This is a genomic window from Azoarcus sp. L1K30 (assembly GCF_018122735.1).
In the GTDB taxonomy this organism is placed as follows: Bacteria; Pseudomonadota; Gammaproteobacteria; order Burkholderiales; family Rhodocyclaceae; genus Parazoarcus.
Genome location: NZ_JAGRRD010000001.1, coordinates 3,253,319 through 3,278,428, shown reverse-complemented (window position 1 = coordinate 3,278,428; position 25,110 = coordinate 3,253,319). Strand labels below are relative to the sequence as shown.

Annotated in this window: 17 protein-coding genes, 1 tRNA gene and 1 pseudogene; 14 read left to right on the top strand and 5 right to left on the bottom strand. The window is 63.9% G+C overall.

The annotated features are described in order from the left end of the window. The first annotated feature begins 9 nt into the window (after nucleotides 1–9). Both J5J83_RS15135 and J5J83_RS15130 read left to right on the top strand, forming a co-directional pair. Nucleotides 10–2,007 carry an acetoacetate--CoA ligase gene (locus J5J83_RS15135; RefSeq protein WP_212350523.1) on the top strand — a complete coding sequence of 666 codons (1,998 nt, stop codon included), beginning with the start codon at nucleotides 10–12 and terminating at the stop codon, nucleotides 2,005–2,007. A gap of 31 nt (nucleotides 2,008–2,038) precedes the next feature. Continuing rightward, nucleotides 2,039–3,076 (top strand): NADP-dependent oxidoreductase, encoded by a 1,038-nt coding sequence (locus J5J83_RS15130; protein ID WP_212350521.1) that lies wholly within the window; start codon nucleotides 2,039–2,041, stop codon nucleotides 3,074–3,076. Between the two features lie 50 nt (nucleotides 3,077–3,126). On the opposite strand, the gene arsH is transcribed toward J5J83_RS15130, so the two are convergent. The 3 genes from arsH to J5J83_RS15115 form a co-directional block, all read right to left on the bottom strand. Further along, entirely contained in the window at nucleotides 3,127–3,849 is a 723-nt protein-coding gene (arsH, locus tag J5J83_RS15125) for an arsenical resistance protein ArsH (RefSeq protein WP_212350519.1), read from the bottom strand. Then, entirely contained in the window at nucleotides 3,842–4,237 is a 396-nt protein-coding gene (arsC, locus tag J5J83_RS15120; RefSeq protein ID WP_212350517.1) for an arsenate reductase (glutaredoxin), read from the bottom strand. The genes arsH and arsC overlap by 8 nt, the downstream gene beginning before the upstream one ends. A 73-nt stretch (nucleotides 4,238–4,310) precedes the next feature. Then, complete coding sequence (locus tag J5J83_RS15115) at nucleotides 4,311–5,213, bottom strand: LysR family transcriptional regulator (RefSeq protein WP_249115739.1); 903 nt, start codon at nucleotides 5,211–5,213, stop codon at nucleotides 4,311–4,313. A gap of 160 nt (nucleotides 5,214–5,373) precedes the next feature. On the opposite strand from J5J83_RS15115, the gene J5J83_RS15110 reads away from it, so the two are divergent. The 3 genes from J5J83_RS15110 to J5J83_RS15100 all read left to right on the top strand — a co-directional run bounded on the left by J5J83_RS15110 (nucleotide 5,374) and on the right by J5J83_RS15100 (nucleotide 9,644). Beyond that, on the top strand, nucleotides 5,374–6,636 hold the full coding sequence (locus J5J83_RS15110) for an MFS transporter (RefSeq protein WP_212350513.1): 1,263 nt from the start codon (nucleotides 5,374–5,376) through the stop codon (nucleotides 6,634–6,636). 145 nt (nucleotides 6,637–6,781) lie between these two features. Continuing rightward, nucleotides 6,782–8,875, top strand: a complete 2,094-nt coding sequence (locus J5J83_RS15105) for an autotransporter domain-containing protein (RefSeq protein ID WP_212350511.1) — start codon at nucleotides 6,782–6,784, stop codon at nucleotides 8,873–8,875. A gap of 154 nt (nucleotides 8,876–9,029) precedes the next feature. After that, a complete protein-coding gene (locus J5J83_RS15100; protein WP_212350509.1) occupies nucleotides 9,030–9,644 on the top strand; it encodes a class I SAM-dependent methyltransferase in 615 nt (204 codons plus the stop codon). Nucleotides 9,645–9,648: 4 nt separating this feature from the next. Here J5J83_RS15100 and J5J83_RS15095 read toward each other — a convergent pair. Next, nucleotides 9,649–9,854 (bottom strand): annotated as a pseudogene (locus J5J83_RS15095) (IS3 family transposase); the annotation flags it as partial. Nucleotides 9,855–10,085: 231 nt separating this feature from the next. Between J5J83_RS15095 and J5J83_RS15090 the strand changes: the two are divergent. Together J5J83_RS15090 and J5J83_RS15085 are read left to right on the top strand one after the other, a co-directional pair. Continuing rightward, entirely contained in the window at nucleotides 10,086–10,934 is an 849-nt protein-coding gene (locus J5J83_RS15090; RefSeq protein ID WP_212350505.1) for a hypothetical protein, read from the top strand. A 5-nt stretch (nucleotides 10,935–10,939) separates the two neighbouring features. Next, nucleotides 10,940–14,047: a choice-of-anchor U domain-containing protein gene (locus J5J83_RS15085; protein ID WP_212350503.1), complete on the top strand. Its 3,108-nt coding sequence runs from the start codon at nucleotides 10,940–10,942 to the stop codon at nucleotides 14,045–14,047. Between the two features lie 326 nt (nucleotides 14,048–14,373). Here the strand turns inward: J5J83_RS15085 and J5J83_RS15080 are convergent. Beyond that, nucleotides 14,374–14,458, bottom strand: a tRNA-Leu gene (locus tag J5J83_RS15080). Between the two features lie 284 nt (nucleotides 14,459–14,742). Between J5J83_RS15080 and J5J83_RS15075 the strand changes: the two genes are divergently transcribed. The 7 genes from J5J83_RS15075 (at nucleotide 14,743) to J5J83_RS15045 (ending at nucleotide 25,074) form a co-directional block, all read left to right on the top strand. Then, nucleotides 14,743–16,221: an efflux transporter outer membrane subunit gene (locus J5J83_RS15075; protein ID WP_212350502.1), complete on the top strand. Its 1,479-nt coding sequence runs from the start codon at nucleotides 14,743–14,745 to the stop codon at nucleotides 16,219–16,221. Then, entirely contained in the window at nucleotides 16,218–17,516 is a 1,299-nt protein-coding gene (locus tag J5J83_RS15070) for an efflux RND transporter periplasmic adaptor subunit (RefSeq protein ID WP_212350499.1), read from the top strand. The genes J5J83_RS15075 and J5J83_RS15070 overlap by 4 nt, the downstream gene beginning before the upstream one ends. Further along, the gene (locus J5J83_RS15065; protein ID WP_282959131.1) at nucleotides 17,513–18,220 is read left to right on the top strand and encodes an ABC transporter ATP-binding protein; all 708 of its coding nucleotides are present in this window, start codon (nucleotides 17,513–17,515) and stop codon (nucleotides 18,218–18,220) included. The genes J5J83_RS15070 and J5J83_RS15065 overlap by 4 nt, the downstream gene beginning before the upstream one ends. Then, nucleotides 18,220–19,422: an ABC transporter permease gene (locus J5J83_RS15060; RefSeq protein ID WP_212350497.1), complete on the top strand. Its 1,203-nt coding sequence runs from the start codon at nucleotides 18,220–18,222 to the stop codon at nucleotides 19,420–19,422. Before J5J83_RS15065 ends, J5J83_RS15060 begins: the two co-directional genes overlap by 1 nt. 217 nt (nucleotides 19,423–19,639) lie before the next feature. After that, nucleotides 19,640–20,986: a (Fe-S)-binding protein gene (locus J5J83_RS15055; RefSeq protein WP_212350496.1), complete on the top strand. Its 1,347-nt coding sequence runs from the start codon at nucleotides 19,640–19,642 to the stop codon at nucleotides 20,984–20,986. A 54-nt stretch (nucleotides 20,987–21,040) separates the two neighbouring features. Continuing rightward, the gene (locus tag J5J83_RS15050) at nucleotides 21,041–21,595 is read left to right on the top strand and encodes a flavodoxin (protein ID WP_212350494.1); all 555 of its coding nucleotides are present in this window, start codon (nucleotides 21,041–21,043) and stop codon (nucleotides 21,593–21,595) included. A 311-nt stretch (nucleotides 21,596–21,906) separates the two neighbouring features. Beyond that, the gene (locus J5J83_RS15045; RefSeq protein ID WP_212350492.1) at nucleotides 21,907–25,074 is read left to right on the top strand and encodes an EAL domain-containing protein; all 3,168 of its coding nucleotides are present in this window, start codon (nucleotides 21,907–21,909) and stop codon (nucleotides 25,072–25,074) included. The last annotated feature ends 36 nt before the right edge of the window (nucleotides 25,075–25,110 follow it).

Sequence of the window (25,110 nt, the reverse complement as noted above, 5' to 3'; positions counted from 1 at the left end):
AGACGCGACATGGTCAATGAAGGCGATCTGCTGTGGACGCCGAGCGAGGCCTTCGCCCGCGATTCGAACGTGACGGCGTTCATCGACTGGCTGCGGCGCGCGCGCGGGGTGGACTGCGCCGATTACCCGGCCCTGTGGGCCTGGTCGGTGAAGGATGTGGCGGCGTTCTGGGAAGCCCTGTGGGACTACTTCGGCATCAGCTCACCGACCCCTTACCGGGCGGTGCTGGAGAACCCGGTGATGCCGGGCGCGCGCTGGTTTCCCGGCGCGCAGCTGAACTTCACCGAGCAGCTGCTGCGCCAGGCGCGGCCGGGCGAGGTGGCCCTGCATCACCTGTCGGAGCTCGCTCCGCTGCAGCACATGAGTTGGGACGAACTGGCCCGTCAGGTGCGCTGCCTGGCCACCTGGCTGCGCGAGACCGGGGTGGAGCAGGGCGACCGGGTGGTGTCCTATCTGCCCAACACCCCGCAGGCGGCGGTGGCGATGCTGGCCACGGCGGCGGTGGGGGCGATCTGGTCGAGCTGCTCGCCGGATTTCGGCGTCAAGAGCGTGCTCGACCGCTTCGTGCAGATCCGCCCCAAGGTGCTGTTCACCATCGACGGCTACCGCTACGGCGGCAAGGACTTCGACCGCCGGCCCGAATCCCGCGAGATCGCCGCCAGCCTGCCGACGCTGGAGACCATCGTCTGCCTGCCCTACCTGAATCCGGACGACCCCGGCCCGGCGGCGACCCCGGGCGTGCGCGTTGCCCTGTGGCCGGACGTGGTGCGGGACGGGGCGGATGTGCCCGGCTTCGAATTCGCGCCCACGCCCTTCGAGCATCCCCTGTGGATCGTCTATTCCTCGGGCACCACCGGCCTGCCCAAGCCCATCGTGCACGGGCATGGCGGCATCACGCTGGAGATGCTCAAGCTCTCGCACTTCCACTTCAACCTCAAGCCCGGCGGGGTGATGTTCTTCTACAGCACCACCGGCTGGGTGATGTGGAACATCGTGGTCGGTTCGCTGCTGTCGGGTGCCGCGGCGGTGCTTTACGACGGCAACCCCGCCCACCCGGACCCGGACGTGCTGTGGCGCATGGCCGCCGACACCGGCACCACCTTCTTCGGCGCCAGCCCCACCTATGTGGGCATGATGGCCAAGGGCGGCATCCATCCGCGCGAAACCTACGACCTGTCGCGCATCGAGGGCATCCTGCTGGGCGGCTCGCCGGTGACGCCCGAGTCCATGGTGTGGTGCTACGAGAACATCAACCCCGACCTGTGGCTCACCTCCCAGAGCGGTGGCACCGATGTGGCCACCGGTTTTGTCGGTGCCTCGCCGACCCTGCCGGTGTACGCCGGCGAGATCCAGACCCGCATGCTGGGCGCGGATGTGAAGTCCCTGAACGATGCCGGCGAACCGGTGGTGGACGAGGTGGGCGAACTGGTGGTGTGCCAGCCCATGCCATCGATGCCGCTCTGTTTCTGGAACGACGCGGGCGACGTGCGCTACCGGGAATCCTACTTCGAGGTGTACCCCGGCCTGTGGCGCCACGGGGATTACCTGAAGATCAACGCGCGCGGCGGCTGCTACATCTATGGCCGCTCGGACTCGACGCTCAACCGCTTCGGGGTCAGAATCGGCACGGCGGACATCTATCGCTGCGTGGAGGCGATCGAAGGCGTGGCGGACAGCCTGATCGTGTGCCTCGACCTGTCGGGCGGGCGCTTCTTCATGCCCCTGTTCGTGAAACTGGAACCCGGCGTGGCACTGGACGAGGCCATGGAACAACGCATCTGCGCGCGCCTGCGCAGCGAGTACTCCCCGCGCCATGTGCCCGATCGCATCTACGCCATGGAGCGGATTCCCTACACCCTCACGGGCAAGAAGATGGAGGTGCCGGTGCGCAAGCTGCTCATGGGCGTGCCGGTGGCGAAGGCGGCGAACCGGGACGCAATGGCCAACCCGGCCGCGCTCGACGACTACATCGCCTTCGCGCGCGACTGCCCGGACTACACGCTTTAGCCCGTCGACAAAAACAGAAGGAGCAGGAGACATGACGCAAACGAACACGCTGTGGGCGATGAACCGCCATGCCGACGGGCCCATGAGCGACGACAACCTGGTGCTGCGCGAGCAGCCCATGCCGGAGCCCGGCGAGGGCGAGATCCGGGTGCGCGGGGTGTATCTCTCCCTCGACCCCACCAACCGGGTGTGGCTGTCGCCGCGCTACACCTACCTGCCGCCGATCCCGCTCGGCGACCCCATGCGCGGCTTCATCATCGGTGTGGTGGACAAGTCCCGTGCGCCCGGCTGGCAGGAGGGCGACATCGCCTACGGCCTGATGCAATGGGCGCAGTACTCGATCATCAACCCCGACCGCACCGCCTTCATGATGAAGATGCCGGCGCCGACCGAGGTGTCGCTCGAAGCGTCCATCTGCGCCCTGGCCATGAACGCTCACACCGCCTATTACGGCCTGCTGCTCAAGGGCCAGCCACGGCCGGGCGAGACGGTGCTGATCTCCGGCGCCGCCGGGGCCACCGGCGTCCCGGCCGGGCAGATCGCCAGGATCGCCGGCTGCCGCGTGGTGGGCATCGCCGGCGGACCGGAGAAGTGCCGCCAGCTCATCGAGGACTTCGGCTTCGACGCGGCCATCGACTACAAGGCCGAGAACGTGCTGGAGGCCATCGGCTGCACCTGCCCGGACGGCGTGGACATCTTCTTCGACAACGTCGGCGGGCCCATCCTCGACGCCGCCCTGGCGCATCTGGCCATGGGCGCGCGGGTGGTGATCTGCGGCGGCATCTCCGACTACGACAACATCGAGGACCCGGACGCCCTCTACGGCGTGAAGAACCATTTCATGCTGCTGATGCGCCGCGCCCGCATGGAAGGTTTCGTGGTCTTCGACTTCCTCGGCGGCGCCGAGCAGCAGCGCTGCCAGCGCGACCTCACCCGCTGGTTCCAGGCCGGCCGGCTCAAGTACCAGGCCCATGTGGTGGAGGGCATCGAGCAGGCCTTTCCGTCGCTCAGGCTGTTGTTCAACGGTGGCAATCGGGGCAAGTTGCTGGTGCGCTTGAGCGACAGCTGAACCAGCCGGTTCGAGGTCGCCGCATGACTTCAGGGCTTGGTCGGTCGAATTCAGATCGCGCCTTGATTGACCCGTCGCGAGAGCGCCTCCGCACTCTCCTTGCGTTCGCTGTAGCGGTCGACAAGATAGTCTGCGGCATCCCGTGTCATCAGGGTGAATTTGACCAACTCCTCCATCACGTCGACGATGCGATCGTAGTAGGGTGACGGCTTCATGCGGTCCTGGTCGTCGAATTCGAGAAAGGCCTTCGCCACCGATGACTGGTTGGGGATGGTCAGCATCCGCATCCAGCGTCCGAGCACCCGCATCTGGTTGACCGCATTGAACGACTGCGAGCCGCCGCTCACCTGCATTACCGCCAGCGTCTTGCCCTGGGTGGGGCGCACTGCACCCATCGCCAGCGGGATCCAGTCGATCTGGGCCTTCATGATGCCGGTCATGGCGCCATGGCGTTCCGGCGAGCACCACACCATGCCTTCTGCCCATTGCGTCAGTTCGCGCAGTTCGACCACCTTGGAGTGGTCGTCGGGGGCGTCATCCGGCAGCGGCAGGCCGCTCGGGTTGAAGATGCGGGTGTCGGCGCCCATGGCCTGCAGCAGGCGTGCGGCCTCTTCCACCACCAGGCGGCTGAATGCGCGTTTGCGCAGCGATCCATAGAGCAGCAGGATGCGCGGGGCATGGGTCGATGCGGGTGCCGGGTGGAGTCGGGCCGGGTCCGGCAGTCGAAACAGGTCCGCCTCGAGATTGGGCATGTCGCTCAGCGCATCAGGCATCTGTCGGCTCCGGATCGACGGTGCGAGGCGTCGTGTCCGGCAGAATCCCGAGCACGAGCTCGGCCGGACGGCATAGCCGGGTGCCGAGCGGGGTGACGACGACGGGGCGGTTGATCAGGATCGGATGAGCGACCATCGCGTCGATGAGGGCGTCGTCGCCGAGCTTCGGGTCGGCCAGGCCCAACTCGGCGAAAACGGCCTCCTTGCTGCGTATCAGCTCGCGCACCGGCAGCCCGCTGGCCGCGATCAGTTCGGTGAGACGTGCTTTCGTCGGCGGCGACTTCAGGTACTCGACCACCTGTGGCTCGATGCCCCGTTCGCGGATCATGGCCAGTGTGTTGCGCGAGGTGCCGCAGCGGGGATTGTGAAAGATGGTGACGTCGGTCATGTCGGGTTTTCCTTGATCGAGGAGGGCGCCAGGGCGCTCTGCGCGCTGGCGCGGGCGGTATTGTCGGCCTGATTCAGTATTGTGTGTCGATCCCGGCGCCGTTCATCACCGACGGCATCGCCGCCCGTATGGTGTCGACGAACTGACGCAGCCGTGCCGGATAGAAGCGCGCATAGGGGTAGACAAGATAGATCGGCAGTGGCGCCGCCTGCCATTCCGGGGCCAGATGCAGCAGGTCGCCCCGTGCAATGTCGTCGGCCAGCAGCCATGCCGAGCCCACGCACACGCCCAGACCCATCAGTGCCGCGCTGCGCAGTGCATACAGGCTGTCGGTGCTGACGCGTGGACTGATCGCGATACGCTCGGTCTTGCCCGTTCGTGCATGGGTCAGCGATATCTCGTTGCGGTAGAAGGTGCGCAGCGCCAGCCAGGGCAGACAGGCGAGGTCCGCTGCCTGCTCGGGTCGCGGCCCGTCAGCCAGCACCGAGGGGGCGGCGGCTACGATGCGCGGGATTTCCGACAGCTTGATCGCCACCAGTGCCGGATCACGCACTTCACCGACCTGGATGGCGCAGTCGATGCCGGCGGCGATGAAATCCCGGATATCGTCGTGCAGCAGCCATTCGACGCTGACCCTGGGATGGCGGTGGAGGAAGTCGGCCAGCGGTCTGACGAATCGTTCCTGGCCGAATGCATGGGGTGCGACGACACGCAGGATGCCCTCCGGCTCTTCGTTCGCGCCGCGCAGATCCGATTCGAATGCGGCCCAACTGGCCAGCAGCGCCTTGGCGCGTTCGAAACAGCGTTCGCCATCCACCGTGAGGCGCATCACGTGGGTCGAGCGTTGCAGCAGGCGCAGGCCCAGTGAACGTTCGAGCGCCTGCAGACGGCGACTGATGGTGGGCTGCGTCGTGCCCAGTTGTGCGGCGGCGGCGGAGAGGCTGCCGGCCTCGACGATGCGCACGAAGGTCTGCATCAACTCGATGCGATCGGTCGATCCGGATGCTGTGAGTGCGGGTGGAGGGCGGCTTCCTTGCATGCGTCGAATGTATAACAAATGTGCAAGTCATGGCACTACCCCTTTAATCCTGTGCTGTGCAGACTCGAGGCATGGAATTCAGACCGGATTAGAGATCATGTCCAACATACAGAATACGAATACGGCGGACCTGGCCGGTGCCGCCATTCCGCCTCAGTTGCAGGCTGCTGCAGGCGCCGTTTCAGGCCTGCCCGCGTCATTGGTGCTTCTGCTTGCCTCGGCGACGGGCTTTGCCGTTGCGGCCCTGTATTACAGCCAGCCCATGCTCGGCATACTGGGGGCGGATATTGGCGCCTCCGATCGAATGATCGGGCTGGTGCCGACACTCACCCAGCTGGGTTACGCGCTGGGCATCCTTCTGCTGGCACCGCTGGGCGACCGCTTCGATCGGCGCAGCATCATCCTGATCAAGTCCGCGATGCTGGTCCTTGCCCTGTTGCTGGCGGGCACTGCGCCATCCATCGGCCTGCTGCTGCTTGCCAGTCTTGGCATCGGCCTGGCGGCAACCATGGCGCAGGACGTGGTGCCCGCCGCCGCCACCCTCGCACCCGACGCCCATCGTGGCAAAGTGGTCGGCACCGTGATGACCGGTCTGCTGCTCGGTATCCTGCTGTCGCGTGTGGTGAGCGGCTTCGTCGCAGAGCATTTCGGCTGGCGCAGCATGTTCATTGCGGCCGCCGTCAACGTGGCGCTCATCGGCGTGGCCGTGTGGCGCGGTCTGCCCCGCTTCAGGCCCACTACCGACTTGCCCTACGCGGCCTTGCTCGGTTCCCTGGCCAGCCTGTGGAAGCGTCACCGCGCCTTGCGTCGCGCCACCCTGGCGCAAGCGCTGCTTTCTGTCGGATTCAGCGCCTTCTGGTCCACGTTGGCGGTGATGTTGCACGCCGCACCGTTTTACCTGGGCAGTGCGGCGGCCGGCGCGTTCGGTCTGGCAGGCGCGGCCGGCGCCCTGGCTGCGCCGCTTGCAGGCCGCTTTGCCGACCGCCGCGGTCCGCAGGTGGTGACGCGCCTGGGCGCCGGCATTGCCGCGATGTCGTTTGCGGCAATGGCCTTGCTGCCGCTGATGCCGCCGCAGGCCGCTCTATGGCTTCTCGTACTTTGCGCCGTTGGCTTCGATCTCGGCATCCAGGCCAGCCTGATCGCGCACCAGACAATCGTCTATGGCATCGATCCCGGTGCGCGCAGTCGCGTCAACGCGGTATTGGTGGTGGGCATGTTCATCGGCATGGCCATCGGCTCGGCACTGGGCAGCGTCATGCAGTCGCAGTGGGGCTGGACGGGGGTGACCGCGTTGGCCACGATCACGGCGATCGGCGCATTGCTGATTCGGATGCGCCCGGATCACCTGACTGCAAGCTGAAAAGTTGCGTTTCCGGCGCGTGCGTAGGGATGATACGAACACCATGCTGCTTAGCGTTATATGAAAATTCACTTAAAATTATCTCTTTTGGCATATTGTAATGTCGTTGAGGTCAACGGCGTTCCGCTAAACAGGGAGTTTCAGAATGAAACGGATCAACGTGCCTGTGGTATCCGGAACCAAGTCCGGGCCGAGCATGCTTCGGATCGCGCTGGCAGTGTCAGCCGCATTGGCCGTGGAAGGTGTTTACGCCGTAGAGCCGGGGATTCATGAGTTCGGCGTGACGCCATGGGGATCGTCATCAATTGCTTCCGGAATCTCTGGAGATGGGACTGTAGTTGCTGTCACGATTACAAAGGAATCACACCTCGAGGAGGCTTGGTGGGCTTACAGATACGAACCCGTCGCTTATCGTTGGACTGAATCCGAGGGATTGGTAGCACTCGGAACGCTTGGTGGTACTGGTGGGAGTTCCTACGCGAGTGCGGTCAGTGCTGACGGAAAGACGATTGTCGGGAATTCAGAAGATCTCGCCGTTGCTGAGCACGCCTATCCATATAAGAGTTGGGTCGCTTTCCGATGGACTGAATCAACAGGGATGACAAGACTCGGAACGCTGGATGGTAGTACCCGATCGTTGGCCTACGGAGTCAGCGCGGATGGAACTGTTGTTGTTGGTGCCGCTCTTGGTTCATCTGCGTGGAAGGCGTTTCGCTGGACTGAGACGGGTGGAATGGTCGATCTGGGGACGCTCGGTAGCGCTTTCGCCAATTCTGAAGCAAGAGCGGTTTCCGCCGACGGAACGGTCATTGTCGGGCAATCCGACGCACGTGCATTTCGATGGACACAGGCGGAAGGGATGATCAATCTGGGCGTCATCAACGGCGGCTTCAGTTCAATCGCATATGGTGTTTCGGCGGATGGCACGGTTATTGTCGGAACTTCGGACGATGGAGCGTTCGGCAATGCGAACAAGGCATTTCGCTGGACGCAGGCAGGCGGCCTGCAAAGTCTGGGTGTCATCGACGGAGGAGTCGAGTCGGCTGCATACGGCATATCAGGAGACGGGCGCGTCATCGTTGGATACGTATTTACGGTGAACGGCAATGTCAGAGACTACAGGGCCATGCGTTGGACCGAAGCCACAGGCATGCAGACGGTCGAGGATTGGCTGCGCGACAGCGGTGTGGTTGTTCCCGAGGACATTACATATCAAGCCACCGCAACCAACCAGGATGGCAGTATCGTGGTTGGGCAGTTGACCAACCGAAACACCAACCAACGTGCATTCATTGCCCGCGGGGCAAGTGGCCTGGTTGCAGTAGATGACCTTCGAACCAGCCTCGGCGCTGCGGCGACCGGTGCCAACGCGGCATTGTCGACCGCGGGCACGGTGTTCAACGGTGCCAACAGCCGGCCCCTATCGCGACGTGTGGCGGCGGGGCAGAAGGCCTTCTGGCTCGTCGGCGACTGGGGCACGGACAATCACGGCACGCGTGACGGCGACCTCGGCCTGGCCGAGGCAGGGCTCGGCTACAACTTCGGGCCGCTGCAGCTGAACGTGTCGCTGGGTCAGAGCTGGGCGAAACAGGAGCTGACGCTGAACGGTCGTGTGCGCAGCGACGGAACCTACCTGCTGGCCGAAGCGCTGATGCCGGTGAGTGACAGTCTGTGGGCAACCATCGGCGGCTACGGGTACTGGGGCGATAGTGACATCCGCCGCGGGTATCAGAATGCGGGTGTGCAAAGCAGTTCGGTGGGGACGCCCGATGTCGACGCCTGGGGCCTGCGCGCCCGACTCGACTGGGACAATGCCTATCGTGTGGGTGGCGCAGATTTCTCGCCCTACGTCGATCTGAGCTACACCGAGGCGAAGCTCGATGCCTACACCGAGACCGGTGGTGGTTTCCCGGCCCATTTCGATGCGCGCACCGACGCGGCCACCGAACTGCGGGTCGGCGTCAATGCGGCCAGGCCGCTTGCTGGCAGCGTGAAGCTGCTGGGCGTGCTCGAAGCGGCGCATCGATTCGAGGGCAAGGGCGATCGCACGTCGGGGGTGATTGTCGGCTTGTTCGATTTTGATTTTGCCGGTACCGATTACAAGCAGGACTGGTTGCGTGCAGGCGTGGGTGTGGAAGGCACGATGGGCGGCGGCAAGGGCTCGCTGATGCTCAATGCCACGACCAAGGGCGAAGCGCCGAGCTTCTGGCTGTCTGCAGGCTGGCAGATGGCGTTCTGAGCGTGGCTTCAAACCCGGCTGAATCCGGCGCCATTTCCTGCGGAAGGGGGCGGATTCAGCCGCTTGTCCGGCTGCTGCCCATGCACGGGCTTGGCTGCGGCGCGCAGGCAGGGAATATGATGCGCTTGATTGCCTGCGAGGATGATCACCAATCATGAGCCAATTTGATGCCAAGGCCGCGACCTGGGATGCCGACCCGGTCAAGGTCGCGCGTGCGGCGGCCGTTGCCGAGGCCATCCGTTCGCGCGTGCCGCTTTCACGTCAAACCCGAGCCATGGAGTTTGGCAGCGGTACCGGACTGCTGAGCTTCTTCCTGCAGCCCGGCGTGGGACAGCTGACCCTGATGGACAGTTCGGAGGGCATGCTGGCGGTTGCCGAGCGCAAGATCGTCGACGGCAGGTTCGACAACATGCGAACCCTGCGTCTTGACCTGGCTGCCGATCCGCTGCCAAGTCAGCGTTTCAACCTGATCTATTCCTTGATGACGGCGCACCACGTGTCCGATACGGCACGGCTGCTTCAGGACCTGAATGCACTGCTCGAGCCGGGCGGGCAGCTGTGCATCGCCGATCTGGACGCCGAAGATGGTTCATTTCACGGCGTCGGCTTCGATGGCCACAACGGCTTCGAGCGCGCGCATCTGGGGCGCCTTGCGCAAGAGGCGGGTTTTACCGAGGTGGCATTCTCCACCGTGTTCCGGATGACGCGTGGTGAAGGCACGTCGGCGCGGAACTACCCGATCTTCATGATGTATTGCCGCAAACCCTGAGGTGCCGCGAAACGCCTCGCCTCACTGCGTAAAGCACCTGCGCTCGGCGTGCGCAGGTGCTCCCTTTTTTGCCGCGATCTGCTTCATCACGTAAATCTCCAGACTCCGCTCGGCCAGCATCGTCGTGAGCCGCGCATTCTCTGACTCCAGCTGCCGCAGTTGCTTGACCTCATCAGGGTTCATGGCGCCATAGCGCTTGCGCCACGTATGTCAGCGTTGCCCGGGTAGCACAGCGGATGCATCAATCGAGGTGCGATTGTCGGCTTATGGCTTGCATTGCGGCAGGCGCCCCGAAGGCGCTGCGATAGCGCGAGCATGTTACAGAGTGTTTCTCTGTTAGACTTTTTGCGCAGATGTGCCGGCTGCGCGAGCGCCCCTTCGTTTTGTGCATGTGGCGATGCCACCGAGCCGGCTCCCGACAGTCACGCCAGGATTGATCAAATGAAAAATCGCATCTTCGTCGCCGCTCTGGTTCTCGCCTTGCCGTTTTCTGCCCGTGCAGACAACGTGGTTGCAGACGATTCGATCATTCAGGGCAGTCAGTGTGTCGGGATGGATTGCGCTCTCGGTGAGGTGTTCAGTTTCGAAACCCTGAGGCTGAAGGAAAACAATACCCGCGTCAGGTTCGTCGATACCAGCAGCAGTGGCTCGTTTCCGAGTACGGACTGGGAGCTGGTGGCCAATGATTCGACCAATGGCGGGCGTAACCGCTTCTCTGTGGAGGACGTTACCGCCACACGGGAAATATTCACACTGATGGGCGGCGCGCCAAGCTATAGCGTCTTCGTGTCGTCGACGGGCGACCTTGGCCTGGGGACGAATGCGCCACAGAAGCGTGTTCATGTGAGCGGTGCAAATGCGCCGGCGATCCGGCTCGAACAGAACGGTTCTGGCGGCTTCACGCCGGCGGTGTGGGATATCCAGGCCAATGAAGCGGGTCTGAGTGTTGCCTTCAATGGCAAGCTCCGGATGCGGCTGGATACGAACGGAAATCTCAGCCTTGGCGGCTCCGTGATCGCGTCGAGTATTCCGGCTAACACGGTTCCCGACTACGTGTTCGCAAGCAGCTACGTGCTGCCGCCATTGACGAACGTCCATGACTTCATCAAGACCAACGGGCATCTGCCCGGCATTCCGTCTGCTGCGGAGATCGAGCGCGACGGGCTGAACATGACCGAGTTGCAGCTGAAGTTGCTCAAGAAGGTCGAGGAGCTCACCTTATACACCGTCAAGCAGCAGGAGCAGATCGAGGCGTTGCAGGCGCGGCTGCAGATCCGTCAACAGGACTGAACGAGATGTCGGCCCGTTTCGACTTGCGCATCGGTGGTTCGCTTGTCCGTTGGCTTGCCTGCTTCGTGACTGTGACAGCGACGGCGTTCGCCCAGCCGGCGCTGGCTGCGTTTACCCAGGTTTTTGCGCCCTCCACGGTGGCGCCCGGTACGGCCACCCTGTTAACGTTCACCATCCAGAATGGCGGTGTGGCCCCACTTACGTCGGTGGCGTTTGCCAACACCCTGCCGGCGGGCGTGACGTTTGCCAGCCCGGCAATTGTCCGCAACACCTGTGGCGGCGAGGTCAGCGCGCCCGATGGCGGTTCGACGATCACGTTGGCTTCAGGTCTGGTGCCTGCTGGTGGAAGCTGTACCGTTTCCGCCTATGTTGTCGCTGCTGCCCCAGGCAGTTTCTCCAATACGAGTGGCGATCTGACCAGCAGCGAAGGCAACGGCGGATCGAGTACTGCGACGCTGACGGTCGATAGTGCGCGTCCCGCGTTTCACGCTGCATACAGCGCTGCAACCGTGCATTGGCGCGATCGGGTTGTCCTGACGTATACGGTCGATAACCCCGGAAGCGGCTCGCCTGCAACCGTGCTCTTTACCGACGAGTTGCCGCAGGGGCTCGTTCTTGCCGATCCGGTCAATTCGACAGTGTCGACTTGCATCGGAGGCACTGTATCGGCGCTTCCGGGGACGCGTAGCATCAGTTTGACGTCTGCCTTTTCATTGGCGTCTTCAAGCTGCACGATCGCTGTCGATGTCTTTGCCGAAGCGGTCGGTAGCTTTGCACATGCCTCGTCGCCACTGACGGTTAGCCCGGGTGGGGGCGGTGGTATCGCGCTTGCGGCGCTGGAGGTGCTGGCCGACACGGTCGGCCTGTCCCAGCGTATCGAACGCAACCCGGCTATTCCGGGCGAGTCGGTCAGTGTCAGCTTTCGTATCGTCAATACCTCGCGTACGGACTCGGCAAGCGGTCTTTCCTTTACCGACGATCTCGACGCCGCCCTCTCGGGGCTGAGTGCTACCGGGTTGCCGCTCTCCAATGTGTGCGGGAGCGGGTCGAGCCTGTCGGGTAGCGGTGTTCTGACGCTGACGGGTGGCAGCCTTGCACCGGGTGCAAGTTGCGAGTTCTCTGTGCCCCTTCAGGTCCCCGCGGGTGCGGCGCGTGGAAGCTACCCGAATACCACCAGCGCGCTGTCCGGAACGCTGGGAGCGGGGCCGATCGTATCGAATGCAGCAACAGATGTTCTACAGGTGGACGCCGTGCCTCGGTTGGTCAAGAAGTTTTTGGCACCGGTGGTTGGTAGCGGACAGAGCATCACACTCCGCTACACCTTAGCCAACACCAGTGCGACGGACAGCTTGAGTTTTACATTTGTCGATAATTACGGTGATTATGTCAGTACGGTGCCGACCTTTCCTGGCGGTACATCCGTGTGCGGTGGCACCCTCAGCGGAACTGTCGCCAACACAATTGATCCGGCGCGTGTGTCTGGTTCCTTGAGTCTGGCGCCTGGCGGAACGTGCAGCTTCGACGTTGATTTGCCGATTACGGCGGGCGTTCGCAGCGGGCGTTTCAGCAGTGTTTCCGAGACCGCGACGGGTACTGTCGCAGCTGTCACGCTGGATGCGCGGGTCACCGAAGACAGTTTCGTCGTCGTGCCGCCACCCGCACTTACGCTTGATATCGCGGAGAGCTTCGCGGCTGCGGGTGGTACTGCGACGCTCGATGTCCTGCTGTCGAACGATAGCGGGGGCCAGGTGGATGCCGATGAATACGACAGTTTTTCCGCTATCGCGTTCACGCTTGATCTCGATGCGGCGCTATCGGGTTTGTCGGCGAGCGGTCTGCCGTTGAGCAACGTCTGTGGCAGCGGGTCCCAGCTGACGGGTGCCACCGTTCTCGCGCTGACGGGCGGCGTCCTGGGGAGCGGGCAGAACTGCAGTTTCTCGGTACCGCTTTCCGTGCCTGCGCTCGCGGCTTCGGGAACGTATGCGTTGACGTCGAGCCCGCCATCCGGCGTGGCGCGTGGCGTGGTCACTATGGGCACTGCAGCCGCGACGATGCTCACCGTGGGGGGCCTTGGTGCGACGCAAGCCTTCATCGACGATCCCGTGGCACCGGGTGGGACCACGACACTGCGCTTTACGCTGACGAACGACAGCCTGACGGAAGCAGCGACGTCGATCAACGTTAGCCAGGTGTTGGGTCGGGTGATATCCGGCCTGGTTGCGACGGGCCTGCCGGCTGCCGATGTATGCGGTGCGGGTTCGAGTTTGAGCGGAACGGGCACGCTCGCGTTGTCGGGGGGATCCCTTGCACCCGGCGGAAGCTGTACCTTCGACGTTACGCTGGCGGTACCAGCCGGTGCGGCGGCAGCAAACTATCCAAGCTCGACGGATCTCGTGCGTGCGACCTATGCCGGTGCGGTGAAAAACTTCGCTCAGGCAAGCGCGATCCTGAAAGTCGAAGTAGCCGGTGCGCCGCGCGATCTGACGCCCTTGAATCTCGACGAATCCGATCCCGATGGTGACGGGATACCGACGTCAGTCGAGCAGGCGCTGGGGGACGTCAACGGTGACGGTATCCCTGATGCCCTGCAGGCAACGGTGGCCAGCCTGGTCAGTCCGGTCACCGGGCGTGCCGTGGCGTTGTCGGTGGAAGGCGGCTGCGACAAGATCGTCTCCTTCTCGGTGGTGAGCGCAGACTCGCTGGGAATCAAGGACGGCGATGCGCGCTATCCCGAAGGGGTTGCGAGTTTCGATCTCGAGTGCACGACGGCGCAGGTCACCCTGTGGTTCCCCGGTGCTGATTTTTCGGGACCGATGGCGGTGCGCAAGTTCGGCCCCGTGGCGCCCGACTTCGGCGGTGCGAGCCGGTGGTATGCGGTGTCGGGAGGGGTTATCGACCGTACGGCGAAGACGATTCGATTCTCGGTGATCGATGGTGGTGTCGGTGACAGCACCGGTGCCGATGGGCACATTATCGATCCGGTCGGACCGGCCATTCTGCCGCTGACCCAGATTCCAGCACTGTCGCCTGCCGCCTTTGCCTTGCTCGCGATGATGCTGGCCGGCGTTGGCAGTGTTGCGCTCAGGCGTGCGGGTTGGCAGAGAAGGCGTTGAGTTTGTCCGGAGCTTGCCTGGGCAGGGCGGGAATGACCCTTTCTGCCTAGGCGGTGTGACGTTCTTCCGGTTGCCGCGTCTGTCCTTCGGTTTCGCGCTCCTTCACACATAGTGCCTGCCATTGCGCCTCGGTCAGGCTATGGCTGCCATCGCAGTATTCGCGGCGACCGCAGCCGCATCGACCGACGTCGGCCGGATTTTCCTGTACTCGCATCTGAAACCCCACTTGCTTGTTTGCTGTTTCCGCCGGCATTCCGCGTGGCAACGAAAAAAGCCAGATTCCCGTGTTATCGGGTGGTCTGGCTTTCGACGTGTTGCCTTGCATTTGGTGCCCTGGGCGAGACTCGAACTCGCACGGCTTTCGCCACTACCCCCTCAAGATAGCGTGTCTACCAATTTCACCACCAGGGCTCCCGCATCCCGAATTTATTGCGACAGGTCGAGGACGTGTCTTTCGGGCGCTGAAGGGCGCGGATTATAGACGAGAACCGGTGGTGTTTGGCAAGCAGATTGTCTGACCGGGTCGGTCATGGCCACGGCTGCGTCGGTATCGGGCCTGCCGCTACAAAGTCGATACATTGCAACACATTGTCCGCGGGGGCGGACGTTACCATTTTCAGGCCAACAAATTGCACTGCCCGATCGCGGACGTCATCGCGATCGGAGCAAGGCAAACGACCTTCACGAGAATGCACATGAATCCATTTGTCGGGTTACGCCCGCGTCCTGCCCCTGGCGTCCCGCGCGACGATCGGGGGAGGTGTCTCGCGCTGCTGGCCGCGCTGGCCTTGTCGGGCTGCATGACGGTTGGGCCCGACTATCGGCCGCCGGAGTCGAGCGTTCCGCCGAAATGGTCGGCAAAGACGGCCGTCGCCGCGGCCGATACGGTGTTGTTGGCGCAGTGGTGGCGTCAGTACAAGGACCCGGTGCTCGATGGCCTGGTGGCTGACGCACTGGCGGCCAACCTCGATCTGGCCACGGCAACGGCGCAACTGCGCGAAGCAAGGGCGCGCCGCACGCTGAGCGGTGCCGCGCTGGGGCCGACGATGACCGCCACGGGCTCGGGTAGCCGCACCACCACCGGGGTCGGCGACAACAGCAGGACGACCGATCTCTACAGTGCGGGGTTCGACGCCAGTTGGGAGCCGGACGTCTTTGGCGGGCTCAAGCGTGGTGTCGAGGCCGCAGAGGCTGATTTCGGTGCGAGTGCCGAGAGTCTGCGCGCCACCCAAGTCTCGCTGGTGGCCGAAGTGGTCCTGAACTATGTCGATCTGCGCACCAGCGAACGCCGGCTCGCCGTGGCCGAGGCCAGCGTGGCCGCGCGCGGCGAAACCCTCGACCTGACGCGCTGGCGGGTTCAGGCCGGGCTGGTGTCGGCGCTGGACGCCGCACAGGCCCAGACCGAGCTGGAGAGCGCCCGTGCGGCCATGCCGGCCTTGCGGACGGCGATCTCCGGGGCGCAGAACCGGCTCGCGTTGCTGCTCGGGCGTACGCCGGGCGAATGGCAGGAATGGCAGGCACGCCTGAACGAGGCGGTGATTCCTCAGACCGACGTATCGATGGCAGTGGGCATTCCCGCCGATACCCTGCGCCAGCGCCCGGATGTGCGCGCCGCGGAGCGCCGGCTGGCGGCACAAACCGCACGTCTGGGCGAGGCCGAGGCGGCGCGCTACCCGAGTTTCAGCCTGTCGGGCTCGCTCGGCTTGAATGCGCTCAGCCTCGAGAGTTTGGCCAATGGCGCCAGCGCGGCGCGTTCGCTGTTCGCCGGCGTGACCGCACCGATCTTCGATTCAGGAAGGATCGGTGCCAATATCGAGATCCAGGATGCCTTGCTCGAACAGGCCCGGCTCACCTACCGGGCTGCGGTGCTGGGGGCGCTCGAGGACGTCGAGAATGCGCTCGTAGCGGTGGCCAATGCCGGCGAGCGCCGGCACCAACTCGCACAGGCAACGGCGGCGGCGCGCGAGGCGCTGCAGATCGCCGAGCATCGCTATGCATCCGGCCTCACCGATTTTCTGAACGTACTCGACAGTCAGCGCACCCTGCTCAGTCTCGAAGACCAGCTTGCCAGCAGTACCGGCGACCTCGCCACTGCCCAGATCCAGCTTTACAAGGCAGTCGGCGGCGGATGGTCGCCCGCCAGTGCTGCCAGCCAACCCGGAAGCGCCTCATGAAAGATCAGTCCGACAAGACCGCAGCGGTGTCTGCGCCCGATCTCAACAGCATTCTTGCACGCAGTGGCGGCAGCCGGTCCGGGCGCTGGCGCCTCATCATCGCTGCCGTCCTGGTGGTCGCAGTTGCGATCTTCATGATCTTCGGTCGCAGAACCGAGTCCGGTCTGCCGCAATACCGGACCGAAGCGGCCCGGATCGGCAGCCTGGTCGTAACGGTGTCGGCGACGGGCAACCTGGCGCCGACCAATCAGGTCAATCTCGGCAGCGAACTGTCGGGCACGATCGCGCAGGTCCTCGTCGATGACGACGAGCGTGTGCGCAAGGGGCAGGTACTGGCCCGGCTCGATCTCTCGAAGTTCGAAGATGCGGTTGCCAAGTCGCGCGGTGCGCTGGCGGTGGCGGAGGCGTCACTGAAACAGGCGCAGGCCACGGTTGTCGAGGCAAGGGCCAAGCTTGACCGGTATCGCGAGGTGGCGCGCCTGTCGGGTGGCAAGGTGCCGTCGAAGATCGAAATCGAAAGCGCACAGGCGGATGTCGAGCGCGCCGACGCGAATGTCGCCAGTGCCCGCGCCAGCATCGCCGAGGCCAAGGCCGCGCTGCAGACCGATCTCACCAATCTCTCACGCGGCAGCATCCGTTCGCCGATCGATGGTGTGGTGCTGTTGCGTGCGGTCGATCCGGGGCAGACGGTGGCGGCGTCCCTGCAGGCGGTTACGCTATTCACGCTGGCGGAAGACCTGTCGAAGATGGAATTGAGTGTGGATGTCGACGAGGCCGACGTGGGCAGTGTCAAGGCCGGACTCAAGGCATCGTTCACCGTCGATGCATGGCCGGGCCGGCGCTTCGAGGCTGCGATCACACGAGTGGGCTTCAATGCGACCGACAGCGACGGCGTGGTGTCGTATCCGGCCGTGCTGCAGGTGGCGAACGACGACCTCAGCTTGCGCCCGGGCATGACGGCGACCGCCGAAATCACGACGGTTTCCCGCGAACAGGTGCTGCTGGTGCCCAATGCCGCGCTACGCTATTCGCCCCCTGCGCCAAGCGCGCAGCGCACCGCCGGCAGCAGCGTACTCAGCTCGCTGATGCCGCGCCCGCCCCGCAGCGCACCGCGGGCGAGTGCACCGCCGCGGGCCGATGACGGCAGTCAGCGCCTGTGGGTGTTGCGTGAGGGCACGGTCGTGCCGCTGCAGGTCCGGACCGGCGCCACCAACGGCCGCGTGACCGAGATCGTGGGGGGTGATCTTCAGGCCGGCATGGAGGTGATCACCGAAACCGCGAGTGCCAATCCATGACCGCGGCGTCGCCGTTGATCCGGCTTGCCGGCATTACCCGAACCTACGGCGCAGGTGCCGCCGCGTTCCAGGCCCTGAACGGGATCGATCTCGAGATCGACGAAGGTGAGTTCGTCGCGGTGATGGGCCCCAGTGGCTCGGGCAAGTCGACGGTGATGAACATCCTTGGCTGTCTGGATTCTCCCACCGCAGGCAGTTACACGTTCCAGGGCGCGCATGTCGAAAGCATGACGCGCGACCAGCGCGCGTTGTTGCGGCGGCACTTTCTTGGGTTCGTGTTCCAGGGCTTCAACCTGCTGTCGCGCACCACGGCGCTGGAGAACGTCGAGTTGCCGCTGATCTACCGCGGCGAGCCGGCAACGTCCCGTCACGCGGCGGCACGTGCGGCGCTGCAACAGGTGGGTCTCGCGGGCTGGGAAGATCATGCACCCAACGAATTGTCCGGTGGGCAACAACAGCGCGTGGCCATCGCCCGGGCCATCGTGACCGATCCCAAGGTCCTGCTGGCCGACGAGCCGACCGGCAATCTCGATACCCACAACAGTTGCGAGATCATGGAGCTGATCAGCGGTCTAAACCGTGACCGCGGCATCACCGTGTTGATGGTGACGCACGAGCCCGACATGGCGGCCTATGCCCGCAGGGTAGTTCGCTTCAAGGATGGCCGGGTCGATAGCGATCACCGCCAGGAGGAGCGTGCCTGATGCTGTGGAATACCTTGCTGCTGGCGATGCGCGCGATCCGGCGCAACCTGATGCGATCCTTCCTGACCATCCTGGGCGTGGTGATCGGCGTGGCGGCCGTCATTACCATGGTGACGCTGGGAAACGGTGCGACGCGCTCGGTGTCGGCCCAGATCGCCAGCATGGGCAGCAATCTGCTGATGGTGCGTCCAGGCCAACGTTTTGGGCCGGGCTCTGAGGCGGCGCCGAACTTCAAGCTTGCGGACGTCGAGGCCGTGCGTAGTCAGATCGGCGCTGCGGTTGCCGTCGCGCCGGTGGTGAGCAGTGCAGTGACGGCGGTCAATCAATCGCGCAACTGGTCGACGGTGGTCACCGGCAGTAGCAACGATTACTTCTCCGCGGGCAACTGGGAACTCACCGCAGGCCGCAGCTTTTCCGAGAGCGAGGAGCGCGCCGGCAAGGCAGTGTGCGTGATCGGCAATACCGTTCGCGACAAGCTCTTCGGCCAGCAGAGTGCGGTGGGTGCCGAGATCCGTATCAAGCAGTTCGCCTGCGAGGTGATCGGGCAACTCAAGTCCAAGGGCCAGTCGGCAATGGGTTCGGACCAGGATGACATCGTGGTCATGCCCCTGCGCACGGTACAGCGCCGTCTCAGCGGCAGCCAGGACGTCAATATGATCATGGTGTCGGCCGGCAGTGGTGCGTCGATCGACTCCATCAAGGCCGAACTCGAGCGCCTGCTGCGCGAACGGCGCAAGATCGGCGACAACGAGGAGGACAACTTCCGCGTCATGGATACGCGTCAGATCGCCGAGACGCTGACCGGCACCACCCGCATCCTGACCATGTTGCTGGGTGCGGTGGCCGCGGTGAGCTTGCTGGTGGGGGGCATCGGTATCATGAACATCATGCTGGTATCGGTGACCGAACGGACCCGCGAAATCGGCATCCGCCTGGCCATCGGTGCCCTCGAACGCGAGGTGCTGCTGCAGTTCCTGATCGAGGCCGTGGTGCTGTCCAGCCTGGGTGGGGTAATCGGCATCGCGTTGGCCGCGGCAGCGTCGGTGGTCTTGTCCGGTGTGATGAACATTGCCTACGTGTTCGACCCGTCGATCAACCTGATTTCCTTCCTGTTCTCGGCCGCGATCGGCGTGGTATTCGGGTATTTTCCGGCACGTCGGGCGGCGCAGCTCGACCCCATCGAAGCGCTCCGTCACGAATAGCCGGTGCCGTGGCCACGCCGGCGCCCGACCGCGCTGGTGGACAGGTACGGCAAGTACTGAAGCCGGGCGGGACACGCAAGCTCGCGTTTGCGTGTCCTTTTGCACTTCCGATGTCGGATTTGTCGGGTTCCCGTCATGCGCGTGCTGATTTGTGGCACGGATGCGGGCCGTTTGCGCTGGTATCGGACTTGCTTTCCTTGCTCTCCGGAGGAAGGAAATGAAACATCAACTCGACTGGTCGAGCTACGAGACTGCCGGGCAGGGTGATGCCTACGCGGGTATCCCAGCGACCGGCGGCGACTTCGCCAAGGCGGTGGCGGTGTGCATCAGCGACCGCTTGTGCCAGCGCAAGCCGAAGGGGGTGATGTGCCCCAGCTACCGTGCCACCGATGAAGCCCTGCAGTCGCCGGGTGGGCGGGTGCTGGCGCTGAAGGCGGCTCTCAATGGCGAATATGGACCTGCGCCGTTCGCCGACCCGCGCCTGGCCGAGGCGATGGATCTGTGCGTGGGGTGCAAGGGATGCAAGCGCGAGTGTGCCAACCAGGTCGACATGGCGGCGATCAAGATCGAATGGCAGGCCCAGCGCAACGCAATATCGGGGGTGTCGATGCGCGACCGCCTGTTCGGTGGACTGCCGCGCTGGCTCGGCTATTCGCGGCTGTTGCGTGGCTTGGTCCGGTTGCGCAACCGTGTGCCGCTGCTGGCGCGCCTGCTCGAGCGCACGCTCGGGATCTCTGCCAGTCGTACCTTGCCCGAGCCCGTCAGACGTCCTTATGCCGCCCCTGCGTCGGATGGCGATGCAGCGGTCGACACGGCACGCCGCGTTCATCTCTTCGTCGATACCTTCGCACGTCATTTCGAGCCGGATATTGCCGATGCCGCGCATGCGGTGCTCCGTGCTGCCGGCTATCAGGTCAGCGTGCTCGGACCTGCGGCGGACGATCCCGAGCCAGATCGAGCACTCTGCTGTGGCCGCACCTGGCTGTCGCTCGGGCAGGTCGAGGCGGCCCGTCGCGAAGCGCGGCGCATGCAGGCCGCGCTGCGTCCGGCACTGGCCGACGGCGTGCCGGTGATCGGGCTGGAGCCGTCCTGCATCCTGTCCTTGCGCGACGATCACCTCAAACTCGGCCTGGGGCCGGAGGCCGAGGCGCTGGCGAAGCAGGTGTATCTGTTCGAGGAGTTCATCGCCCGCGAGCATGACCGCAAGCGCCTTCAACTCGACCTCAAGCCACTGGGAACGGCAAAGATGCTGGTGCATGGTCATTGCCACCAGAAGGCGGTGGGTGCGATGAAGTCACTGCGCAAGGTCCTGCGGCTGATACCGCAGCTGGATTTCGAGTTTGTCGAATCGAGCTGTTGCGGCATGGCCGGCAGCTTCGGCCTCGATGCCGAGCATGCGCAGATCTCGATGAAGATGGCCGAACTCGATCTGCTGCCGGCCCTGCGCGCGGCACCTGATGCGCCGCTGCTGGCCAATGGATTCTCCTGTCGCCACCAGATTATCGAGGGCGTGGCGCGACGGCCAGCCCATGTGGCGCAACTGATGCGCGACGCCCTGGCCTGAGCGCCGCATGTCGATATCCGCGATTTTCTATCCCATCGTCTGTACACCACCATCATGAACAAGATCGGCATATTCTTCGGCACCGAAACCGGCACCACCCGTCTGATTGCGAAGAAGATTCACAAGAAGCTCGGTGACGAACTGGCCGCCAAACCCGTGAACGTCAATCGCATCGCGCTCGACGAGATGCTGCAGTACGACGCGTTGATCCTGGGCACGCCAAGCTACGGCATCGGCGACATCCCCGGTCGCAGTGCGGGTTGCCTCGAGCCCAACTGGGAAGAGTTTCTGGCGCAGTTCGAACACGCCGATTTCTCCGGCAAGCGCGTTGCACTGTTCGGGCTCGGCGCACAGGAACGCTATGCCGACCGTTTCGCCAGTTCGCTGTTGCGCCTGTACGAGGTGTTCAAGGGCTTCGGCGCAGAGATTGTCGGGAGCTGGCCCACCGATGGCTATACTTTCGACCACTCGGCGGCCGTCGTGGACGGCCGTTTCGTCGGTCTGGTCATCGATGCGCGCACACAAGGCATGTTTACCGATGAGCGCATCGATACCTGGCTGGCGCAGGTCGGGCCGTTGTTGCTCGAGAAGGCATCTGCTCCGGTATAGGACCGGACTCGTTCCTGATATCACGCATGCCCGGATGCGCCGGACACACAATTAATTCCTGCCTTAATCCATTATTGCTTTGTGGGTAATTGGCACACGCGTGTATCCTCATGACTGGTGCTGAACTCGGCAAACAGGCGGGCAATCTGCCGTGTGCGTGAGTCCGGCCGGCCAGTACACGGGCCTTTGTTCCGCGACTGGAAAGGGAGGTTCCGCCTCAGCCCTGGCACGGGTGAGACGGTCGGGATCGAAATTTCACCAGCGGCCCCTTGCATGCATTGCAGGCGGCAAGCCATCGTACCGGTGTGGTGATGAGCGTCCTGCATACCTTTCACAGACATTCGCTCAGGACCCGGATCACCGCATTCACGCTGGTGATTTTCGTGGTCAGCATCTGGTCTCTGACGATTTACGCCCATCGCACGTTGCGCCACGATGTTCAGGCGCTGCTGGGTCAGCAACTCCTGTCCGCCGCGACCGTCGCGGCGAGCGCGCTCGATCGGCACCTCGTCGGCCAGGTGAATATGCTGCACAGGGTCTCGGCGCTGATTACGCCGGATCTCCTGCACGACGCCACCGCGCTGCAGAATTTTCTGGATCAGCGGCTGATCTTGGATGGGGCCTTCAATGATGGCGTGATCGTGCTCGATGCTGCGGGGACGGTCATCGCCGAACTGCCTGTGACCGCCGGGCGTCTGGGCTTGAACTATATCGACAGCGATTACGTGCGCGAGGCACTGCGCCAGCGGGAACCGGTGATCGGTCATCCCGTCATCGGCAAGCGGCCGGTCGCGCCGGCCTTCGGTATTGCGGCGCCGATCCATGACGACAATGGCACCATACGTGGCGTGCTGGTCGGGGTGACCAATCTCGACGCAGGCAGCTTTCTGGATCGAGTCCCCGAATTGTCCTCGGTAAACGCAGGGCAGTATCTGGTCTTTACGCCGGACAGCGGCCTGATCGTGACCGCCACCGACAAGCGCCGCATCATGCAGCACCTGGATGCGGCCAAAGGCGACGCTTATCGGCGGCGCGCGCTCGCCGGTTACGAAGGGGTCAGCGTGCTGGTCGATTCGCATGGTGAGGAGCAACTGGTGGCGATGAAGCGCATACCGGCATCAGGCTGGCATCTTGCCCTCTCCCTGTCCGCGGCCGACGCCTTTGCGCCTATTGGTGACATGCATGAGCGGGTAATCGTCGCGTCGCTGTTGATGACCGCGCTGGCGGCCGGTGCGATCTGGTGGATGCTTGCACGGCAACTCTCGCCAATACTCGGGACCATCGACGAACTGGCCAGCAAGTCCGATACCGGGCCGCTCAGGCTGCCGCCCGGAAAGGACGAGATCGGCCAACTGGTGCGCGCATTCAACCACGTGCTTGAGGCATTGGCGGACAAGGAGGCGTCGCTGCGACAGAGTGAGGAGCGCTATCACACCGCTTTCGTCACCAGTCCGGATGCCATCAATATCAATCGGCTGGTCGATGGATGCTACCTGGACGTGAACGAAGGCTTTACCCGCCTCACCGGGTGGACGCGGGAGGAGGCGGTCGGGCGCAGTTCGCTCGAGCTCAATGTCTGGCGCAATGTCGAGGATAGACGCCGTCTACGCGATATCCTGGAGGAAAAGGGGTATTGCGAGAATCTGGAGGCCGACTTCCTTGCGCGCGATGGCAGGATCATTCCGGCGCTGATGTCCGCTCACCTGATCGAGGTCGACGGTGAGCAATGCATCCTTTCTGTAACGCGCGACATTTCCGCCCGCAAGGCCGCCGAAACCCAGTTGCGCAAGCTGTCGATGGCGGTCGAGCAGAGTCCGGCCAGCATCATGATCACCGACACCGAGGCGAGGATCGAGTACGTCAATCAGGCCTTCATGCAGAACGCCGGCTACACGCTGGAAGAGGTTGTTGGACGCAATCCGCGATTCCTGCAGTCCGGCGAAACGCCGGCCGCAACCTACACCGCGATGTGGAGCACCCTGAGCCAGGCGGCGCTGTGGAAGGGCGAATTCCACAATCGGCGCAAGGATGGCAGCACCTACATCGAGAACGTGCTGATTGCGCCGATATGCGACGCCCATGGGCAGGTGACGAATTACGTCGCGGTCAAGGAAGACATTACGGCGCGAAAGGCGGCCGAGGAAAAGGTCATCAGGCTGGCCTTCTATGATCCGCTCACCGGGTTGCCCAATCGCCGGATGCTGATCGATCGTCTGCAGCAGGCGATTGCCAGCGGCAGTCGACGACATTGCGAAGGCGCCTTGCTGTTCATCGACCTCGACAACTTCAAGACCCTCAACGATACCCTCGGGCACGATACCGGCGATCAACTGCTGCTGCAGGTGGGGCAAAGGTTGCAGGTATGCGTGCGCGAGACCGACTCCGTGGCGCGCCTCGGGGGCGACGAGTTTGTCGTCATGCTCGAAGATCTCGGCGAGGAGCACACCCAGGCCGCGGTACAGGCACGGCAGATTGCCGAGAAGATCCTTACCGTCCTGCGCGAACCCTATCAGCTCGGCAACAACAAGCACCACAGTACCCCGAGCATCGGCGTGGCATTGTTCGGGCGCGAGCGGGAAAGCGTCGAAGAGCTCCTCAAGCGCGCGGATCTGGCGATGTACCAGGCCAAGGCCGAAGGGCGCAATACCCTGAGCTTCTTCGATCCGGTGGTGCAGGCGGCAATCGCGAATCGCGCTGAACTGGAAGCGAGCCTGCACGAGGCGCTGACCCGGGAGCAGTTCTGTCTGTTCTACCAGCCGCAGGTCGTCGAGGACGGCCGCGTGACCGGTGCCGAGGCACTGCTGCGCTGGCTGCATCCCGAGCGCGGCATCGTCGGGCCCGAGCAGTTCATCTCGCTGGCCGAGGAGACGGGGCTCATCGTACCGCTCGGGCGGTGGGTGCTGCGGACCGCCTGTACCCGTCTCGCGGCATGGGCACGGCATCCGGCATTGGCTGGACTGTCGATCGCGGTCAATGTCAGCGTGGTCCAGTTCCGTCAGGCTGGCTTCGTCGATGAGGTGTTGGCGATCATCGACGAAACGGGTGCGCGGCCAGAGCTGCTCAAGCTCGAGCTGACCGAAAGCCTGCTGGTGGACAAGGTCGATGACGTCAGTGCCAAGATGAGTGCGCTGAAGGCGCGCGGTGTGGGGTTCTCGCTGGACGACTTCGGTACCGGGTTCTCGTCGCTCGTGTACCTCAAGCGCCTGCCACTTGACCAGCTCAAGATCGATCAGGGCTTCGTTCGTGACATCCTGACCGATCACAACGATGCTGCGATTGCGAAGATGGTGGTCGCGCTGGGCGAGAGCATGGGACTGAGCGTGATCGCCGAAGGTGTCGAGAGCGATGCGCAGCGGCAATTTCTTGTCGCGAACGGTTGCCATGCGTTTCAGGGCTACCTGTTCGGGCGGCCGGTAGAAGTGGAGGTGTTCGAGCGCGCATGCCTGACCAAGCGCCCGCCCCTTCAAGGGGAGGGCTAGGGGATGGGGTGCAGGCAGTGCTCCCTGAAACCTCTG

Excerpts from the sequence above, each read along its gene's own strand:
- J5J83_RS15100 (WP_212350509.1), top strand. The coding sequence starts at position 9,030 with ATGAGCCAATTTGATGCCAAGGCCGCGACCTGGGATGCCGACCCGGTC.
- J5J83_RS15055 (WP_212350496.1), top strand. The coding sequence starts at position 19,640 with ATGAAACATCAACTCGACTGGTCGAGCTACGAGACTGCCGGGCAGGGT.
- J5J83_RS15050 (WP_212350494.1), top strand. The coding sequence starts at position 21,041 with ATGAACAAGATCGGCATATTCTTCGGCACCGAAACCGGCACCACCCGT.
- J5J83_RS15130 (WP_212350521.1), top strand. The coding sequence starts at position 2,039 with ATGACGCAAACGAACACGCTGTGGGCGATGAACCGCCATGCCGACGGG.
- J5J83_RS15045 (WP_212350492.1), top strand. The coding sequence starts at position 21,907 with ATGAGCGTCCTGCATACCTTTCACAGACATTCGCTCAGGACCCGGATC.
- J5J83_RS15115 (WP_249115739.1), bottom strand. The coding sequence starts at position 5,213 with ATGCAGACCTTCGTGCGCATCGTCGAGGCCGGCAGCCTCTCCGCCGCC.
- arsC (WP_212350517.1), bottom strand. The coding sequence starts at position 4,237 with ATGACCGACGTCACCATCTTTCACAATCCCCGCTGCGGCACCTCGCGC.
- arsH (WP_212350519.1), bottom strand. The coding sequence starts at position 3,849 with ATGCCTGATGCGCTGAGCGACATGCCCAATCTCGAGGCGGACCTGTTT.
- J5J83_RS15075 (WP_212350502.1), top strand. The coding sequence starts at position 14,743 with ATGAATCCATTTGTCGGGTTACGCCCGCGTCCTGCCCCTGGCGTCCCG.
- J5J83_RS15135 (WP_212350523.1), top strand. The coding sequence starts at position 10 with ATGGTCAATGAAGGCGATCTGCTGTGGACGCCGAGCGAGGCCTTCGCC.
- J5J83_RS15060 (WP_212350497.1), top strand. The coding sequence starts at position 18,220 with ATGCTGTGGAATACCTTGCTGCTGGCGATGCGCGCGATCCGGCGCAAC.
- J5J83_RS15090 (WP_212350505.1), top strand. The coding sequence starts at position 10,086 with ATGAAAAATCGCATCTTCGTCGCCGCTCTGGTTCTCGCCTTGCCGTTT.
- J5J83_RS15085 (WP_212350503.1), top strand. The coding sequence starts at position 10,940 with ATGTCGGCCCGTTTCGACTTGCGCATCGGTGGTTCGCTTGTCCGTTGG.
- J5J83_RS15105 (WP_212350511.1), top strand. The coding sequence starts at position 6,782 with ATGAAACGGATCAACGTGCCTGTGGTATCCGGAACCAAGTCCGGGCCG.
- J5J83_RS15070 (WP_212350499.1), top strand. The coding sequence starts at position 16,218 with ATGAAAGATCAGTCCGACAAGACCGCAGCGGTGTCTGCGCCCGATCTC.
- J5J83_RS15110 (WP_212350513.1), top strand. The coding sequence starts at position 5,374 with ATGTCCAACATACAGAATACGAATACGGCGGACCTGGCCGGTGCCGCC.
- J5J83_RS15065 (WP_282959131.1), top strand. The coding sequence starts at position 17,513 with ATGACCGCGGCGTCGCCGTTGATCCGGCTTGCCGGCATTACCCGAACC.